The 18,711-nt window shown below is 55.9% G+C and carries 14 protein-coding genes and 1 pseudogene; 7 read left to right on the forward strand and 8 right to left on the reverse strand.

Translation table 11 applies throughout. From position 1 onward, the window contains the following. Positions 1 to 296: 296 nt before the first annotated feature. Positions 297 to 626 (reverse strand): hypothetical protein, encoded by a 330-nt coding sequence (locus tag AB5975_23400; protein XDR19442.1) that lies wholly within the window; start codon positions 624 to 626, stop codon positions 297 to 299. A 172-nt stretch (positions 627 to 798) separates the two neighbouring features. On the opposite strand from AB5975_23400, the gene AB5975_23405 reads away from it, so the two are divergent. Further along, complete coding sequence (locus AB5975_23405) at positions 799 to 1,725, forward strand: 2-hydroxyacid dehydrogenase (GenBank protein ID XDR19443.1); 927 nt, start codon at positions 799 to 801, stop codon at positions 1,723 to 1,725. A 47-nt stretch (positions 1,726 to 1,772) separates the two neighbouring features. Here AB5975_23405 and AB5975_23410 read toward each other — a convergent pair whose 3' ends face one another. From AB5975_23410 to AB5975_23440, 7 genes and pseudogenes are all read right to left on the reverse strand, one after another. Beyond that, on the reverse strand, positions 1,773 to 2,489 hold the full coding sequence (locus AB5975_23410) for an ABC transporter ATP-binding protein (GenBank protein XDR19444.1): 717 nt from the start codon (positions 2,487 to 2,489) through the stop codon (positions 1,773 to 1,775). Continuing rightward, positions 2,486 to 3,358 (reverse strand): ABC transporter ATP-binding protein, encoded by an 873-nt coding sequence (locus tag AB5975_23415; GenBank protein XDR19445.1) that lies wholly within the window; start codon positions 3,356 to 3,358, stop codon positions 2,486 to 2,488. The genes AB5975_23410 and AB5975_23415 overlap by 4 nt, the downstream gene beginning before the upstream one ends. Continuing rightward, a pseudogene (gene livM / locus AB5975_23420) lies at positions 3,355 to 4,623 on the reverse strand (high-affinity branched-chain amino acid ABC transporter permease LivM). The gene AB5975_23415 and the pseudogene livM overlap by 4 nt, the downstream one beginning before the upstream one ends. Before the next feature lie 16 nt (positions 4,624 to 4,639). Beyond that, positions 4,640 to 5,557 (reverse strand): branched-chain amino acid ABC transporter permease LivH, encoded by a 918-nt coding sequence (locus AB5975_23425; GenBank protein XDR23018.1) that lies wholly within the window; start codon positions 5,555 to 5,557, stop codon positions 4,640 to 4,642. A gap of 60 nt (positions 5,558 to 5,617) precedes the next feature. Then, the gene (locus AB5975_23430; protein ID XDR19446.1) at positions 5,618 to 6,733 is read right to left on the reverse strand and encodes a branched-chain amino acid ABC transporter substrate-binding protein; all 1,116 of its coding nucleotides are present in this window, start codon (positions 6,731 to 6,733) and stop codon (positions 5,618 to 5,620) included. Positions 6,734 to 7,249: 516 nt separating this feature from the next. After that, the gene (locus AB5975_23435) at positions 7,250 to 8,230 is read right to left on the reverse strand and encodes a GTP-binding protein (GenBank protein ID XDR19447.1); all 981 of its coding nucleotides are present in this window, start codon (positions 8,228 to 8,230) and stop codon (positions 7,250 to 7,252) included. Positions 8,231 to 8,239: 9 nt separating this feature from the next. Beyond that, positions 8,240 to 9,913 carry an amidohydrolase family protein gene (locus AB5975_23440; protein XDR19448.1) on the reverse strand — a complete coding sequence of 558 codons (1,674 nt, stop codon included), beginning with the start codon at positions 9,911 to 9,913 and terminating at the stop codon, positions 8,240 to 8,242. 471 nt (positions 9,914 to 10,384) lie between these two features. Here AB5975_23440 and AB5975_23445 point away from each other — a divergent pair, with 471 nt between their 5' ends. The 6 genes from AB5975_23445 to gabP all read left to right on the forward strand — a co-directional run bounded on the left by AB5975_23445 (position 10,385) and on the right by gabP (position 18,675). Then, positions 10,385 to 11,629, forward strand: coding sequence for an MFS transporter (locus tag AB5975_23445; protein XDR23019.1), 1,245 nt, complete (start codon positions 10,385 to 10,387; stop codon positions 11,627 to 11,629). A 220-nt stretch (positions 11,630 to 11,849) separates the two neighbouring features. Further along, positions 11,850 to 14,555 (forward strand): FAD-binding and (Fe-S)-binding domain-containing protein, encoded by a 2,706-nt coding sequence (locus AB5975_23450; GenBank protein XDR23020.1) that lies wholly within the window; start codon positions 11,850 to 11,852, stop codon positions 14,553 to 14,555. A gap of 329 nt (positions 14,556 to 14,884) precedes the next feature. After that, positions 14,885 to 15,841, forward strand: a complete 957-nt coding sequence (locus AB5975_23455) for a PucR family transcriptional regulator ligand-binding domain-containing protein (protein XDR19449.1) — start codon at positions 14,885 to 14,887, stop codon at positions 15,839 to 15,841. After that, complete coding sequence (locus AB5975_23460; GenBank protein ID XDR19450.1) at positions 15,838 to 16,446, forward strand: PucR family transcriptional regulator; 609 nt, start codon at positions 15,838 to 15,840, stop codon at positions 16,444 to 16,446. The genes AB5975_23455 and AB5975_23460 overlap by 4 nt, the downstream gene beginning before the upstream one ends. 133 nt (positions 16,447 to 16,579) lie before the next feature. Next, complete coding sequence (locus tag AB5975_23465; GenBank protein ID XDR19451.1) at positions 16,580 to 17,029, forward strand: hypothetical protein; 450 nt, start codon at positions 16,580 to 16,582, stop codon at positions 17,027 to 17,029. Between the two features lie 218 nt (positions 17,030 to 17,247). Next, positions 17,248 to 18,675: a GABA permease gene (gene gabP / locus AB5975_23470; GenBank protein XDR19452.1), complete on the forward strand. Its 1,428-nt coding sequence runs from the start codon at positions 17,248 to 17,250 to the stop codon at positions 18,673 to 18,675. The last annotated feature ends 36 nt before the right edge of the window (positions 18,676 to 18,711 follow it).

Genomic DNA, 18,711 nt, shown 5'->3' on the forward strand with positions numbered 1-18,711 from the left:
GTCATTCCCTCGCTGGCCGCCTGCCTCCCGCTCAGCGGCAAGCTGCGTCTGAGTGAAGCATCCGATGTTGCCGTCACGGTACTTCAACTTCGACCAACCAATGCTCCTAGCGATGATCTTTCCTGGTTTCTCCAGGTTGCAGGGGTACTACTGGCCGCGGCGTCTGAGCAGAGCCGCTGCGTTGGAAGTCTACAGAGGTCACCGGGCTTGATTGGCGGGGAAGAGAGGGCCCCTCCTGACGAGTTTTGCCTCAATCGATAAGGCCCATTTGTTGCTAAGTGGGGGCAGTACTCACATCAAATGCTCAACTCGATCAGTTCGCCAAGGCCCTGCACCATCAGCGCGACGTGAATGTTGGTGTCCCTATAAGCTCCGAGGGAGTCCATCACGTCTTTGAACTGATTCCAGGCTATGTCTTGAGCTTCTTGGCGCTTCTTAGAGAGGATGCTTTGGCTCAAATGCATAATGCCGGAGAACGCCGTCTCCACTGACTGCAGTTTCGTCCAGTCCTCAAGCTCAACGCGGTTGAGCTTTTGCCGCAGACGCGCGGCTTGGTTCTGATGCTCGCGATCTTGCTCAATCGCGGGAGAAACGCTGTATGTCAGGAGGAAAGCATGGATTGCCATTAGAAGTCCCTTCATGGTTGTTGGATTAGCACCGCCTACAGGCTGCCTCTAATGGCAAGGTGGAACTACCAATATTAAGTAGGATGAGCCAAGGCGTTTATCGTGTTTTCGAGTGAAGGACTGGTAGCGAGCCGGCGGGCATCATGTCTATTCGGAAAATCAGGAGCTAGACATGTGTATTCTTTACATGGCAGAGCCCAGCAGTGCAGCTGAATGGCGTCAGGCTTTTCTGGATCGTGCTCCCGAACTTGAGTTTCGCGAGTGGCCTGAGGTCGGTGATGCGCATGAGGTTCAGTATCTCATCGCCTGGAAGCCAATGCCGCGGCTGATGGAGCAGTTTCCCAATCTGAAGGTGCTGTACTCGGCAGGTGCGGGCGTAGATCAGTTCGATCTGTCTAATCTTCCCGATCATGTTTCCTTGGTGAGGCTAGTCGATGACACTATGGCTGACATCATGGCCGAGTATGTGATCTTCGCCGTACTTGCCTTGCATCGTGACATGCTTGATTACTATTTCAGCCAAAGCGAGCGCTCTTGGGCGCCACTTCCTATCATTCCGGCCTGCGAGCGCCGTGTGGGCATCATGGGGCTTGGGAATCTGGGGCAAGTAGCTCTTGAGCGCTTAAAGCCTCTGGGCTTTCAGATGAGCGCATGGAGCCGCTCCCCTAAAGAAGTGCCAGGCGGTCACTGTTTTGTCGGCGTTGATCAGTTGCATGACTTTCTTGCCCAATGCGACATCCTGATCAACCTGTTACCGCTTACTCCTGAAACGACTGGAATCTTGAACGTCAGTACTCTCAGTGCGCTACCCATGGGGGCAGGGATAGTGAATGTTGGTCGCGGGGCCCATGTCGTTGAGAAGGATCTGTTGACGGCACTAGAGATTGGCAAGGTAGGGGGAGCGGTGTTGGATGTACTCGATCAAGAGCCACCTCAATCTGACCATCCTTTCTGGCAACACCCTCGTGTGCTGCTAACACCTCATATTGCTAGCAATGTGCAAGTCAAAGGCGCAGTTGATGTGGTTGCGCGAAATCTCTACCGAGAGCGAAGAGGGCTGCCGTTGTTGAATGCCGTGGATCGCAGCAAGGGCTACTGAAGGCGGTCTCGAGGAGAGAGAGGCTCTGATGAGCCTCCCTCGTCATTTTAGTGGCCGCCCAAGTACGCTTCCCGTACCTCCTTGTTTCCCAGCAGTTCCTCACCTGTCCCGGTCATCCTGATTTCACCTGTCACCATCACATAGGCTCGATCGCTAAGGCGAAGGGCATGGTTGGCATTCTGCTCGACCAGGAAGATGGTCATGCCGGACTTTGCGAGCTCCCTGAGTGTGGAGAAGATCTGCTTCACCACGATCGGCGCCAAGCCCAATGAAGGCTCATCCAGCAGCAGAAGCTTGGGGCGGCTCATCAGAGCCCGCGCGATGGCCAGCATTTGCTGTTCGCCGCCCGACATCGTCATTGCTCGTTGATTACGCCGTTCACGCAGGCGAGGGAAGAGATCAAACATCCTCTCACGATCTGCTTCGGCGTGATTCATGCCGATCGGAATGGTGCCCATTAACAGGTTTTCTTCAACCGTCATGTCAGGGAAGACGCGGCGGCCCTCGGGTGACTGAGCGATACCATTGGACGCAACGAAATGCGTGCTTTTGCGCGTGATGTCCTGGCCTTGATAAATAATCTGCCCGCTGCTTGCTCGAGGCTGGCCAAAGATCGACATCAAGAGCGTAGATTTGCCTGCGCCATTGGCGCCAATCAGGCTTACCGTTTCTCCCGTGTTGATGTGCATATTGACCTTGCGAAGTGCCTTGATCGGCCCGTAATGCACGTCTACGTCTTTGAACGCCAGAATCTGGGTGCTCATGCCACTTCCTCCTCTTCCGCGCCGAGGTAGGCTGCGATTACCTTCTGGTCATCCTTGATGTCACTCGGAGTGCCTTGGGCGATGACAAGCCCATGATCCAGCACGATGATGTGATCGGAGATGCTCATGACCATGCCCATGTCGTGCTCAATCAACAGTACGGTGAGCTGATGGTCATCGCGCAGTCGGCGAATGATGCCGCTCAAGGCGATGGTTTCAGCAGGGTTCAAGCCCGCTGCAGGCTCGTCGAGGCAGATCAGTTCCGGGCCGGTGCACATCGCACGAGCGATCTCCAGGCGTCGCTGCTGGCCATAGGAAAGTTCGCCTGCCAGCCTGTTGCAGTGCTCGACTAGGTCGACCACTTCCAGCCAGTAGAAAGCTGTATCGAGCAGCTTGCTCTCGGCTTTTCGATAGCCCGGGGTATTCAGGATTCCGGTCAGCAGGTTGCGCTGAGCCAGCATGTGCTGGGCGACCAACAGGTTTTCCAGGACGGTCATTTCCTTGAAAAGCCGGATGTTCTGGAAGGTGCGCGCGAGCCCTGCACGGTTAACCAGATGCGTTCCGCCGAACATCTTGTACCAGACACGCGAGCCAAACTGGCCTGGGTTGATGAAGTCTTGAGCTTTGAACGGCTCACCCAATACTTTGATGACGTCGGTCTGCTTGCCTTGAGCGTTGAGCAGGATTTTGCCGCCGGTGGCTGAGTAGAAGCCCGTCAGGCAGTTGAAGACAGTGGTCTTGCCGGCGCCGTTGGGGCCAATGAGCGCAGAAATCGAATGCCGCTTGATCGAGAAGTTGACATCGTTGAGTGCCTTGATGCCGCCGAAGTGCATCATGAGACTGTCCACGGTGAGGATGTTGTCTTTCATGGGGCTACTCCTTTGCGTGGTGCAATGCCGATGCGATTGATGCGAATCAGCCCGCGGGGGCGCCAAATCATCATGAGTACCATCAAGATGCCGAACATCAGCACGCGGTAGTCGGCAAAGCTGCGCAGCAACTCAGGTGCGATAGTGAGTACGAATGCTGCGATCACCACGCCTACGGTAGAGCCCATGCCGCCCAGTACGACGATGGCGAGAATCAGGGCTGACTCGAAGAAGGTGAACGAGGTGGGGTTAACAAAGCCCTGGTAGGTCGCGAAGAAGACGCCCGCGATTCCGGCAGTCGATGCGCCGATCATGAACGCAGACAACTTCACCAGAACGTGGTTGAGGCCCATGGAGCGGCACGCAATTTCATCCTCGCGAAGCGCTTCCCAGGCGCGGCCCACAGGCATGCGTGTCAGACGATGCTTGATGTACAGCACGGACAGAACCACCAGGAGCAGTACCGTGTAGATGAAGATGAACTTCATATTCGAGTTGTAGGTGACCCCGAAGAACTCGTGGTAGGGAACACCGCCATCCTTTGCACGTCGAGCGAACTCAAGACCGAAGAAGGTAGGAGAGGGCGCAGTCATGCCGTTGGGGCCGTTGGTGAACGACACCCAGTTGGTGAGCACAAGCCTGATGATTTCCCCAAACCCCAAGGTGACGATCGCCAGGTAGTCACCATGCATTCTTAGCACCGGGAATCCGAGTAGCATTCCCGCAAAAGCTGCAAACAAGGCAGCGAGTGGCAGCATGCTCCAGAAGCCCAAGCCAAGGTGTTCGTAGCCGAGCGTGAGACCGTAGGCTCCGATCGCGTAGAAGCCGACGAAACCCAGGTCGAGCAGACCGGCCAGACCAACCACGATGTTGAGACCCAGACCGAGCAGAACGTAAATGAGGCCCAGGATGACGACAGTCAGCAGGTACTTGTTTGCGTAGAACGGCAGGATCAATGCCATGACCACAAGCACAGGCAACACTCAGCGCATGTGGGATGCATGCCCTGGCGGTTTGACACCAACGCCGCTGCCGGCACTATCGAAGCGCTCCATGAGCGAGCGCCCAGGAGTTGTCTGCAGGAATAGGCTCAGGAGAAGTCGGCCCGCCATGACCGTTCCGACAAGCCAACCAACGCGGTCAAAACGAGGGGTGAAATCGTAGCCTTGCAGAACCACACCAACGATTGGCCCGAACACGATCAAGGCGACGAGCCCGGCCAGTACGGTGTCAATCAAGGCCTTCTTGATATCGATGCTTTTCATGTTATCGCTCACGGCTTCATACCTTGGTTACTTGAGGTCGGCCAAGGAGGCCTTGGGGGCGGAAGATGAGGATCATCACGAGAAGGGAGAAACTGAACACGTCCTTGTAGTCAGCGTTTACCACACCGGAGAACTGAGCTTCAGAGACACCCAGGATCAAACCACCCAGCATCGCGCCAGGCAGTGAACCAATGCCACCAAGAACCGCCGCCGTGAACGCCTTGATGCCAATGATGAAGCCTGCGTAGAAGTCGAAGGTTCCGTAGTTGAGGGTGATAAGCACGCCCGCGAGTGCGCCCATCGAGGCGCCGATGACGAACACGTACGAGATCACTCGGTCAGTGTTGATGCCCAGAATCTGGGACATTTTCCGGTCTTGCTGAGTGGCGCGGCACATCCTGCCCAGGCGGGTGTTCTTGATCACGAAGGTGAGGGCGAGCATGCCGATAATGGCGGCTGCCAGGATGAATAGCTTGGTATGGGTGATCATTACGAAACCATCACCGACCGAGAAGCGAAGGGTTCCTTCAACCAGGGTAGGAACGCCCTGTTGACGTGCCCCCTGGCTGATTTGCACGTAGTTCTGCAGCACGAGCGAAATGCCGATAGCAGAGATCAACGGCGCGAGGCGCGTAGAATTGCGCAGCGGTTTGTAGGCCACGCGTTCGATTGCCAGGCCGTAGACCCCGGTTACGACGATGGTGAAGATCAAGGTGCCGAGAATGATCAGCGGGAAGGAGTCGATACCGAAGAAGCTCAGCACGGCAATGGAGATGGCGGCCAGGTAGGCGGAGACCATATACACTTCGCCATGCGCGAAGTTGATCATGCCGATGATGCCATAGACCATGGTGTAGCCGATCGCGATCAGGCCATAGACCGAGCCCAGCGTTAGTCCATTGACTAGCTGTTGAATGAATGTGTCCACGAGAATTTCCCCAAACGGGCGGAGGAGGTGCAGGCTGGAGTCAGCCTGCACGTTGCTAAGGTTTCGTCAGAGCTGACCGAATTTCCCGTCTGCGTCCCATTTGTACATCACGTACGGGGACTCTTTGAGATCACCTTTGGCGTTCCAGCTTTTGTTACCGAGGACAGTGTCGACCGAGTGGGATTTCAGCCATTCACTCGCCTTGTTTCCATCGGTGCCGCCAGTTGCACTGAACGCTGCGGCCAGCGCTTGAAGAGAGGCGTAAGAGAAGAGGGTGTAGCTCTCAGGCTCATACCCAGCATCCCGGAATTCCTTGACCACGGCCTTGCCGGAATCCAGGTTGCGTGGATCCGGGTAGAAGGTCATGAGCACGCCGTCAGTGTATTTCTTGCCCCCAGCAGTTGTGACGAGCTGGTCGGTAACGGTGCAGTCGGTGGTCACGAAGGGGATGGTGACACCTTGTTCGCGCATCTGGCGTACCAGCGGGCCAGCTTCTGGGTGGCACCCGCCGAAGTACACCGCGTCGGCTTTCGAGGAGCGAATCTTGGTGACTACGGCGTTGAAGTCCTTCTCCCCGCGAGTCAGGCCTTCATACAACACAGTCTCCACACCTTCGGCCTTCAGCGAGGCCTTCGTGGTGTCTGCTACGCCTTGACCGAAAGTGTCTTTGTCGTGAATTACGGCGACGGTTTTCGCCTTTAGATTCTTGGCGATGTAGTCAGCTGCTACCTGTCCTTGCTGATCGTCGCGACCGGCCATGCGGAATACGCCAACCAATCCGCGTTCAGTGATGCTAGGTGCCGAGGAGGCGGGAGTAATAGTGACGATCTGGGCTTCGTCATAGATTTCAGAGGCAGGAATCGTGGAGGAGGAGCAGTAGTGGCCGATTACCGCGACGACTTTGGCGCTGTCCACCATCTGGTTGGCTGCGGCGACAGCTTGTTTGGGTTCGCACGCATCATCCCCTTTAACCAGGACAATCTGCTGACCATTGACTCCGCCTTTAGCGTTGATGTCCTTGGCAGCTTGTTCCGCGCCGCGCCAGATTTGTTCACCGAAGGCCGCGTTTGGCCCAGTCAATGGCGCGCCGACACCAATTTTGATGTCGGCCACGGCGGTCATGGAGAGGGCCATGGAAATGGCGGCGGGAAGGGCGGTTGATGCCTTGAAGATCTTTTTCATGCTCTTGCCTCGTTATTATTGACTTTGTTGTTCGTTCAGGCAGCGGTAGGCGCATTGATAGTTTCAATGGCGACTAGAATTGGCTGTCCTGATAATGGCGTTGGCAGTGGTGAGTCTTAGATCTGATGTATCAATTTTTATTGTTCTTTGCTTGAAGGGCATCCTTTGAAAAAAAGTTGGTTTATCCTTGTTTGACGTTCCTGTTCTGTGACTTGGTTAAATAAGTGTTTGTGAGCGCTCAGTTATCCTCAATACACTGGGCGGTCTAAAGCATTTTTAACGCCCGGTCTGATCATTTATCGCTCACTTTCTTTGAATGCTAACGACGATCACTGAGTCGTGCTATCTACATTGGATAGGTTTTCAATCGGCTGAATTCCACCTTGTCATAGGAGGTGGTGGGCGAGTGATGTTGTGGCAATGACAGCCGTAGTGTGGGGCGTGCTGGAGGTAGCACGAGCTGCGAGGCTGGGGGTTGGAGAGGCTCCAAAGCGCAGGGCTAGGAGCCACGTCCGGTTATCGCGCTTCTTCTAACCAGCTGACGCTGAATGCGCAGGGGATCTGCGTAAGGTCGTCCAGGTTGCAATCCAGGGTGATGAAGATCGCCACGGAGTTTCCTTCGGGCTGCCGGCGCAGCAAGCGAGGTGCAGAGAACGCGGTGCCGACCGTTTGCATCAGCAGATCGCGTTCTGGCGTTGATATCAAAGCTTTGCACCTGAGGAGTTTTTCGCCCAGGCAGCCTGTGATGTTCTCCAGCCAATCGATAGCGTCACCCGGATCTGGTTCGCTGAGCCGTGCCTGGTAGACATGGATTCGCGGATGAGCCGTGGCGAGCATCAACTTGCGTTGGGGGAGTGGCTCATCCAGGGGGCGATGCGATGCGGCTGCAAATGCTTTCTCGCTCCGCACCGACTGCGATAACTCCTCGACGATCGTTGCGAAGGGATTGATGTACTCCACCTTCGACCGGGCATCGCTCACCATCTTTTGATCGACCTCATCAATCTTGGTGAGCACTACGGTTTGGGCTGCACTCAACTGTGCAGCCGCAGCAGAAAGCTGCGTCCCTCCGAGTGGCGGATGGGTGCAGTCGTATGCGCATATTATTGAGACGGCCATTTGTAGGTGTGCCAGGCCCGCCAGTGATCTCACCACCTCGCCAGGCATGGATAGACCGCTGCACTCAAGGATGATGTGATCAAACGGCGGGAGATCCATCCTGGCCCTGGTTTCGATCAGGTCTTGCACGGTCGAAACCAGATCGTTTCCAAGGCTGCAGCATACGCACCCATTGCTGAGCGTTTCGATGACCAAGCCATTTGCTGACTCAACGAGTACAGCGCCGTCAATATTGACGACGCCGGCTTCGTTGACGATGACTGCAGTGCCGCTGCCTGACTCCTCCTGATGGAGGAGCTGCTCTAGCAAGGTCGTTTTGCCGCTACCCAATGGGCCGGTCAAAATAAAGAAGTCGATACCTCGTGACGGAGGGATCATGGTCATCTCCTACGCGCGAGGTCTTTGATCGTCGCTCCAGGTTTCGCCAACCATCTGACGAACATCGCTGAGCAACTCCTCCGTATCGAATACCACACCCCCTTTGATGGTGAATTCAAGGCAGCGCTTACGTTCGGCGACATTGGTCTCATCGTTAAGTCGAACAGCACCGGTACCGTAGAGCAGCTTGAAGTCAGTCATGGGGTTTTGATTGTGGATGAGGATATCCGCTTCCTTTCCGACTTCAAGTGTGCCGGTCTTGTGCTCGATGCCGAGTAATTCGGCGCCCTGCAACGTTGCTGCGCGCAGCATCTCTTGTGGGCTGAAGCCTGCCTCTTGCAGAAGCTCAAGCTCTCGCACGTAGCCGAAGCCGTACACTTGGAACATGAAGCCGGAGTCGCTTCCTGGGCAAACGCGTCCGCCGCGATTTTTGTACTCATTCAGGAACTGCATCCAGATCCTGAAGCTTTCCTTCCATTCCAGTTCGTTTTTGGTCGACCAGCGGAAGAAGTATGCGCCATGGCCACCGCGCTGGGGCTGGAAGTAGTTCCAGGAGGTGCTATCGGTGTACGCATCATGCCAGTCAGCGCGGCGGGCTCTCATCACATCCCGGTTGCTGTCATAAACGTTCATGGTGGGAACGAACGTGTGACCCACCTCCAGGAATGCTTCGAGAACCTCATTCCACTTCTGGCTGCCAGGCTTGGTTGCCTGAAGGAAGGTTCTACCGGCAGTAGCAAAACGAATGTATTCGTCGTTGTAGTTGTAGTCATCATCGATGAACTGCAACGTGCTGCCTTCCATCAGCGCCTCAGGCAGGCCGTAGGAGTGTTCGGTGCTGGTCAGGCCCCACTTGGCGGTTTTTAGCGCATTCATTCGTCCAACGGACAGCTGAGCGTGGTGGCAGCACGTCTTGAGGCCGAGTTTTTTACATTCATCCAGGGCGGCCTCCATGATCGCGGGAGGAGAGCCAAAGAATTTCACACCACACGCACCTTTATCTCGAACCTGGCGAAGCCACTCGCGCCCCTGTTCCGGGTTGTAGATCACCTTCAGGTAGTCGTTGACCGCCGGGAAGTAGACGTATGGGTAGAGGTTGGGGGCATCGATTGCATACTCAGCAGCCGACTTCTGCTGCTCGCATGTCCAGGCCAGGCCATTCATGCAGCCTGCTTCCCTGACCGAGGTGACGCCATGAGCGAGCCACAGCTTGTAGACGTAGTCGGCAGGCAGCATCTCTCCGCTCTCGGCGTGGAATGGTGTGCCGATGTGGGCGTGGCAGTCGATGAAGCCGGGCGTGGCGAATTTGCCGTGGCAGTCAATTTCGTGCACGCCTTTGGCAGGGCGGCGTTCGGGGTTTATGGGTAAGCCGGGGACGCCGACAGCGGCGATTTCGGTAATGAGGCCGTTTTCTACAACGATGTCGGCAGGGCCCCAAGGCGGAGCTCCGGTGCCGTCGATGACCGTAATGCCGCGCAATACCAGGCGATTGAAAGGCCCAAATCCGCGCTCGCTGCGTGTAGCAGGCTTGACTTGGCCTAGGCCTTTCTTGGCGAAGCCTGCCACCATCTCCTCGCCGACCTCGATGGGTGTCGCAGAGCTCGTCTTCACATTGCCTCCTATTATTTTAATGATTACCAACTCGACGGTTCGCCGATGCTGTTGGAGCTGATCGCGGCTCACGCAGCAGTCTAGATGCTGGCGCGGAGCCGCTCAGGCGGGTGCTACGGTGTTTAGCGACCCTGGGCAGATGGGCAGTAAGAAAAGTGGCCTGAATCTCATCTGGTAAGCGGGTGTCACCATGGTTCTGGCTCGGTGAGGGTCATCGCAACTGGCCTGTTAGCGCGGCTGGAATCATTCAGCTGGATGGGTTACCCCTCGGCTTTAATCCTATCCGTGAAGGCATGTCGTTTCTTAGTAGCTGAGATGCGAGAGGCGGCTGATTATTTCCGTCTTCAGACAGGTAGAAATAGAGAAAATAGGAAAATTGAGGCCAAAATTCCTATTTTGTTGCGGTAGCAAGGTGCCTTCGGGCGGCGCTCAATGAACGAACCCTACTACAACGACAAAAGCGCGGCTTTCATAGAAGGCTCAGGGGATCCGAAAATGAGTGCAGTAAGTTTAGATGTTGGTCATGCAGTGGATGCGAATGCGATGCGGCGCAAGGCCATCATCGCCACTGTTCTAGGGAATGGATTCGAGTGGTTTGACTTCATGGTGTATGGTTTTTTTGCCATCATCATCGGCAAACTGTTTTTCCCTACCGGAGATGACTTGACGTCATTGATGCTCTCGGCGGCAACCTTTGGTGTGGGCTTCCTTGTCCGTCCCGTAGGTGGTGTTCTGATTGGTATCTACTCAGACCGCTACGGTCGCAAGGGTGCGCTGTCGCTCACCATCATTCTGATGGGTGTGGGTACCGCAATGATTGGCCTGGCGCCAACCTACGAGCAGGCGGGTCTGCTGGCTCCGTGCATGATTGTCTTTGCCCGTCTGCTACAAGGCATTTCTGCAGGTGGGGAAATGGGGGCTGCTACCGCCTACCTCACCGAGCAGGCGCCAGAGGGCAAGAAGGCTTACTACTCCAGCTGGATTCAAACCAGTATCGGCTTCGCTGTGCTGCTGGGTGCGTGCTTCGGTACCGGTATCACCTTGGGTCTGAGTCCTGAAGAGGTCGAGAGCTGGGGGTGGCGTATTCCTTTCCTGTTCGGCATCTTGATCGGCCCGATCGGCTACTTCATTCGTCGCAATCTGCATGAGTCGCCTGTGTTCGAGGAGTCCTCGGATCTGACCGAGACGCCATTGCGCGATGTGCTTTGTGATTATCCTTGGCAAGCAATTGCCAGCTTCTCCATGATCGTGCTGTGGACGGTGTGCATCTATGTGATTCTGTTCTACATGCCCACCTATTCGGTCAAGGTGCTCAAGCTTCCGCAATCGGCATCGTTCATTGCGGCAATGGTTGGGGGTGGGGTGATCACGTTCTGCTCGCCAATTACCGGGTGGATCTCGGACAAGATCGGCCGTAAGTACTTGTTGGTGGGGGCGTCCGCGGCGATGCTGCTGTTGGCCTGGCCTATGTTCAACATGATCGCTAGCGCTCCATCGCTGTACACGCTGTGCGTGTTCCAGGCTGTATTCGGTGTGCTGATTGCGGTCTATACCGGCCCGATCTTGGCTGCCCTGTCTGAAACGTTCCCGGCCAAGGTGCTTTCTACTGGCCTGTCGCTGGCCTACAACCTGGCGGTAATGACTTTCGGCGGATTCGCCTCGCTGATTCTGACTTGGCTGATCAGTGCGACGGGCACGGTTACTGCGCCGGCCTTCTATGTGATGATTGCTGCTGCGTTCAGTCTGATGGGTGTCCTGCTTGGCTACAGGCAGCCAGGTCGTCGCTGATCGTTAGGAGGCCCCGGGTCGCTAGCAGGCGATCTGGGGCTTTTGCATTTTCGGATAGGAAGCTAATTTCAGAATGGTTTCTTCCTTCTCAAAGAAGGATAAATAGGCAAATTGTTCCTATTCTGAGTTGGTAGAGCCAGATGCGCTCTCGGCTTACAGTATCTAACGTCCGTCGCTCTACCTTGGGTGCCTCCAATAGAGCCGTTGCGTTCCCGTGCTGATGATCGAGACCAGGCTTCTCCAAATGACAAAAAATAATCCTATCCCGTTCGACCTTAACCTCTTGTTGAACCTGCGCTCCAAGCTTGAGGCTCAAACGTCGGCGGAGGTTCGATTCGATGCCGCCACTCGCGCAATCTACGCCTCTGAAGCTTCGAACTATCGTCAATTACCCATTGGGATCGTGATTCCCAGGAGCGTCGACGATATCGTGACCACGGTGCGCCTCTGCAAGGAGGCTGGCATTCCGATCCTGCCGCGAGGCGCTGGTACCTCCATGTGCGGCCAGGCTGTGAACGCAGCGGTCGTGATCGATGCTTCCAAATACCTGCATGCCATTCATGAAATCGACCCAGCAAGGCGTCTGGCCAGGGTTGAGCCAGGTGTGATTTGCGACCAGTTGAAGGGTGAGGCTGCGAAGGTAGGGCTGACTTTTGGCCCTGATCCGGCTACCCATAGCCGTTGCACGTTGGGTGGGATGATTGGCAACAATTCCTGCGGTGCACACTCGGTCATGGCGGGCAAAACGGTCGAGAACATCGAGCGCCTGGAAATCCTAACCTATGACGGCGAGCGGTTCTGGGTGGGCCCTACTGATGAGGTGGCTTACCAAGAACACATGAAGGCCGGTGGTCGTCGCGCGGAAATCGTACGCGCGCTCAAAGAGCTGGTTGATCGTAACGAAGAGCAGATTCGTGAAGGTTTCCCAAAGCTCAAACGTCGCGTCTCCGGTTACAACCTTGATCAGTTACTGCCTGAAAACGGTTTCAACATTGCTCGTGCGCTGGTGGGTGTAGAAGGCACCTGTGTCACCGTCCTGCAGGCCGAAACGATCCTGGTGAAAAACCCAACGCATCGCGTGTTGGTAGTGCTGGGTTACGAAGAAATCTACTACGCCGCGGACTCGGTACCTCAGCTGCTGCCCCTCAATCCTATCGCGATGGAAGGATTGGATGACGGCATCATTGATGGCCTCAAAGTCCGCGGAATGAAGCTCGCTGATATTGCAGAGCTGCCAGCTGGCAACGCATGGTTGATGATCGAGTTTGGTGCCCTGTCGACTGAGGAGGCGATTGCATTCGCGCAGAAGGCTGTCGACATTGCGCCGGAGTTGCCGGGGCGCCCAAGTGTGCGGCTGGTCAGTGATGCGGGGTTGATGAATCGAATCTGGACTATTCGTGAGACGGGCGCGTCGGCGACATCTCTCGGCCTGGATCCGAATGAGCCTGATCCTGTTGTAGGTTGGGAAGACGCCGCGGTGGAGCCCGAGCACCTCGGCAAATACCTTCGCGAATTCAAGTCCATCGTCAGTAGCTATGGCTACAAGACGAACCTTTATGGCCACTTCGGTGACGGCTGCATCCACTCGCGCATCACCTTTGACCTCAAGTCGCAGGATGGCCTGGATAACTGGCGCGCCTTCCTGGATGAGGCTGCTCACCTGGTTGTGCGCTACGGCGGTTCGCTTTCCGGTGAGCATGGTGATGGCCAGGCGAAGGGCGAATACCTGCGCATCATGTACTCCGACGAGATCATGAATGCCTTTGCCGAATTCAAGGCTATCTGGGATCCGCTGAACAAGATGAACCCAGGTAAGCTCATCCACGCTATGCCTGTGGATGCCAACCTGCGATTGGGCCCGGACTATGAGCGCCGTGATATCCCGAGCCAATTCACCTACGACGCCCGTTTAGGTGACAAGGGTCTCGCCCGTGAGACCGAGCGCTGCATCGGGATGGGCAAGTGCCGTTCGCTGGATGGTGGCACGATGTGCCCAAGCTTCAGGGCTACGCGAGAAGAGAAGTACTCCACCCGCGGTCGTGCCCGGTTGTTCTTCGAGCTGCTGAAGGGTGATGTCATCGAGGATGCGTGGCAGAACGAGGAGGTCAAAGACTCCCTTGATCTGTGTTTGAGCTGCAAAGGCTGCAAGACCGATTGCCCAACCAACGTGAACATTGCCAGGTACAAAACGGAGTTCCTCAATCGCTACTACAGCGAGAAGCGTCGTCCGGTGATGGACGCCATGATTGGGCGTATCGGCGAATGGTTGCCTCATGCAACCAAGCTTTCGCCCGTGCTCAATTACGCCATGGGTAATCCCCTGGTGCGTACGGCTGGCACTTACTTCGGTCTGGCGCGTGAAGCCAAGTTCCCGAAGATTGCCTCCAAGAGCTTCCGCAGCAGCGCCACGGCCAAGCGCATCCTGAAGAATGAAAGGGCAAGCGCTGGCACCGAGGTGCTGTTGTGGGTCGACAGCTTCAACAATGGATTCACACCCAAGGTGCTTGAGGCCGGCGTAACGGTTCTCGAAGCGCTGGGCTTTACCGTGAAATTGATGAAGCGCCACGTGTGCTGCGGTCGGCCTTACTACGACGTCGGGATGATTGATCAGGCCAAGTCCAACCTCGAGCAGATTCTTGATCAGCTGGAACCGGTACTTGACGAGGGCCTTCCGGTCATCGTGCTTGAGCCGAGTTGTTTGTCGGTGTTCCGAGATGAGATGCCGGGCCTGTTCCCAACGGATCAGCGCGCCAAGAAGCTTGAGAAATCGATCATGACCTTGAGTGAGTTCATCAAGGGGCGTGGGCTTGAGTTGCCTTCGATTGATGAGGACGTTCGCATTCATGGCCACTGCCACCAGAAATCGTGTGGCGGCATGGGGGAGAGCAGGGCGTCCTCGAGAAACTGGGCGGTAAAGGGCAGGTGATTGCCGCAGGTTGCTGTGGCGTGGCGGGCGCTTACGCTTACCACAGCAAGACCGCGCCGATTGCGAAAATCATCGGTGAGAAAGAGTTTAAGCCTCATCTCGACAAGATCCCTCAGGAAGCGGCTGTCGTGGCTGATGGGTTCAGTTGCCGCGGACAAATCCGGAACGTGAGTGGCAGGGAACCGATGCACTTGGCTGAGTATCTCGCCAAAATTCTGGGCTAGTAGTGCCAGACGCGGCATTCTCAGCCGTTTGGCTGCTATGGTCGATCGGCCCTGGCAGCCATTGAATGCCGTCGTGTTGTTATTTTTGAGTGGGATAGGTAGGTCATGAAGCTCGATGCAGCGATAGAAAACACAGTGTTACGCGAGGCTACGGTGGTGGCAGGTGAAGCCGCCATGGATCGCGAAATCACATGGGTTCACATCGTCGATCACCCTGAGATCACCAATTGGTTGAAGCCCGGCGAGCTTCTGTTGACTACGGGCTACAACTGGCCGGTTGATGACGAGGAATGCCGGGTTATGGTGCGCCGGCTGAGCGAAATCGGTTTGGCTGGTGTAGTGCTTGCCGTGCCGCATTTTCGAGAGCACTTCACTCAGGCTGCTATCGATGAAGCGAACCGGTGTCACCTGCCATTGCTCGAGTTGCCGTGGGAGATTCAGTTCAGCGAAATCATGCATGACGTGTTGGCTCGGATTATCAACATTCAGGCCGAGACGATCCGTCGTTCAGATCACATTCATCGTACCTTGACTGAGGCTGCTCTGGAGGGAAACAACCTTGAGGGGCTGGCGAAGGCCTTGTATTCGGCTCTCGACAAGAATGCAACAGTGGTATCGGTAGATGGCACCGTTTTAGGGGCCTCAGATTCTGGAATTGATGAGGCAGTCGAGCGGGCGCTTGTCAAAAAGATCACAGAGCTTGAGTCGCTTTCGGATTTCTTTGACTCCAACGCGCCAAAAGTTGTGACTGAAGGGGTGGAGCGTCCGAGGTTGGGGGGCGCCATCAGGCTTCGCGGCGAGGTGATGGGTGTCGTCTGGTTGCACAGTGAGCAGGCTGACTTTGAGGAGTTGGATTCGCGTGCGCTCGAGCATGCAGCAGTCATCGCGGCTTTGCACCTCACGTACCAACGACAGTTGTCTGATCAGGAGACTCGACTGGGTTATGCCTTCGTGGCAGGCCTGCTGGAGGGGAAGTTTTCGGCCACACCGAGCGCGATTGAGCGCGCGCAAGCGTCCGGGTGGGGGAGAACCGAAACTACCGCGTTTGCCTGGTGCTGTTGAATGAACCTATCCCCCTGTCGGTGGAGGGATTTAATCGGCGTACCAAGATTGCTGACCGGATCGCTCAGACGATGCAGGGCATGGGTATTGCTCCACTCATGTCTGTCTCGCTCAATCAGGTGAGTTTCCTGCTTCCATCAGAAAACTCACCTGACGCTATTTGGAGGTCGGTACGAACCGAAGGCAGTGCCATGGCGGTCAGTCGCGTGCATCAGGGTGTCACTGGAATGGCTCAAGGGGCGGAGGACGTATTGGCACTCCTGCCACTGCTCAAGCCCGGCAAGCTGCATGATTTTGACGAGGTGCTGTTCCCAAGAGCGCTCATGGGGGATTCCGATGCCAGGCGCTTGTTGATAGAGAAGCTCATTGAGCCGCTGGGTAACCCCAAGCGTGGCAATGCCTTGATTGACACTGTGCTGACGCTGGCCCGGGAGGGCTTCCAACTCCTCAACACTGCCAAGGCGCTTGATATCCACATCAGTACGCTGCGGTATCGGGTTGAGCGCATTGAGTCGATGCTGGGCATCTCGTTGGACAATCCGGACGATAAGTTCAAGTTGCAGGTGGCTGCACAGATGTATGTGTTGGCCGCCGACGATAAATAAGCGTTTGCTTGTCAGTTGAGACTCGCCTTCGAAAAGGGGCTGCGCTTCATTCGACAATGAGGGAGGTAGTGTGAGTAGGCGAGTTTTGAAAACCTCGTGTGGGTTACATCTGGTGTCACAGTCGGAAGGCACCTTGATAGATCCGAAAGGGAAGGTGATCCAACAGGAGTTGGTGGATCTGGCTCGGGCAGCAGTCAGTTTGAAGCTTGCAGGTAATCGGGTAGTGGTAGCAGTGGGGGAGCCTCCGAACGCTAAAGGAGATTATCCCGGCGACCAGGTCTACCGAACAGGCTACGCCTCCATGGTGGTTTCTCAGACGAAACTGATGTCGGAGTGGAAGAAGTGCTTCGACAGTTGCAGTGAGCTAGCTGCTCAAGTGCTAGTGGATGCCGTGGTGTTCCATAACAAGCACCGGGCCCAGCAATTGGCGGGCGTCCTGACCGAGCTCACTGACATGGGCGTAATTCCCATGGTGGGCCTGAGTGCGGCGGGGCGGGGTGTTGGGAGTTCGCTTTTGGACACCTTCCTGATTACTTTGCTGGATAAACAAACCAGTGCAGTACGTGCCAAGGCGGCAGTCTAAAGCAGTCGAGTAGGCCTGGGTAGGTATGGCCATCTGATAGGGGTGGGAGAAAAAAAGCGTCTTGAATTCGTTCCTCGAGTAGGTAGTTCCTGCAGCTGCTGATCCGGTTCAATGCCCGACCATAAGTCCCACGGATTGGGCCTGCCGGTCGTGCAACAGCCGATTAGTCAGTTACAGAAATTGTTTGCCTGCCTAATAATAACTCGAGGCTTGTCTAGATGTCCCATACACCCCCTCCAGCCCGCTCAGCCAATGCTGAAGGCTCAAACCTTGCCCCTGGGTTAAAGCAGCGCCATGTCACCATGCTCTCGATTGCGGGTGTAATCGGTGCAGGCTTGTTTGTTGGCTCCGGTCACGCGATCGCTGCAGCCGGCCCAGCAGTGCTTCTTTCCTACCTCGCTGCTGGCACACTCGTGGTGCTGGTCATGCGCATGCTTGGTGAAATGGCCGTCGCATCACCCGATACCGGCTCATTCTCGACCTATGCCAACAGGGCTATTGGTCAGTGGGCTGGCTTTTCCATTGGTTGGCTTTACTGGTGGTTCTGGGTGCTTGTGATTCCGCTTGAGGCTATTGCGGCTGCGGCAATCCTAAATACCTGGTTCCCAGGCATTGAAACGTGGGCGTTCGCTTTAGCCATCACGGCCTTGCTGACCTTGTCCAACCTGTTCAGTGTCGCCAAGTACGGTGAGTTTGAGTTCTGGTTCGCGCTATCGAAGGTGGTCGCGATCATGGCCTTCATCGTGTTGGCTGCCGTCGCTCTGGTTGGAGGTCTCCCAGGTCGCGAAGTGGAAGGATTCATCGCTACGATGAATGCCAACGGTGGTTTCGCACCCAATGGATACGGCCCGGTTCTGGGCGCACTGCTTACTACGATGTTCAGCTTCATGGGTACTGAGATTGTCACCATTGCCGCAGCAGAGTCCAAAAATCCTGCTCAGCAGATCGCGCGGGCGACCAACTCGGTGATCTGGCGGATCGGTATCTTCTACATCGTCTCCATCTTCATGGTGGTGTCTATCGTGCCTTGGAACGATGCACAGTTGTCAGTAGTAGGCTCCTACCAGCGTGCCCTCGAACTTCTGCAGATTCCGTACGCAAAACTGATCGTCGACATCGTGGTATTAGTCGCAGTAGCAAGCTGCCTGAACTCGGCTATCTATACCGCTTCCCGGATGCTCTTCTCCTTGGCCAAGCGTGGTGATGCACCTCAGGGCTTAAAGATTACGACCGTTTCAAACGTCCCGCGTAAAGCCGTTCTGGCCAGTACGGCTATTGGCTTCCTCACCACTGCGATCAACTACTTCGCACCAGAGAGTGTCTTTGCATTCCTGCTGGCGACCTCGGGCGCCGTTGCGTTGCTGGTGTATCTGGTTATTGCGGTGTCGCAGCTGCGCATGCGCAAGCAATTGATCGCAAGCGGCCACGAGCTCGGCTTCAAAATGTGGCTTTATCCGTGGCTGACCTGGTTGGTGATCATCTTCATCACCGGTGCCCTGGCATTGATGCTGACACTTCCAAAGCACACGGGTGAGGTGGCTTCTACCGCTGTGCTCGCTCTAGTGATCGTCGCAACGGGTATTTACACCAAGCGCCGCTCCAAGCCTGTCAGCTGGTCGCGGGACGCCGTTGCAACCGAGCGGTGATGCCTCGTCGACTCTGACTTGAGATAAAGGTGGCTA

Origin of the sequence: Pseudomonas putida (genome assembly GCA_041071465.1) — a bacterium.
In the GTDB taxonomy this organism is placed as follows: domain Bacteria; phylum Pseudomonadota; class Gammaproteobacteria; order Pseudomonadales; family Pseudomonadaceae; genus Aquipseudomonas; species Aquipseudomonas putida_P.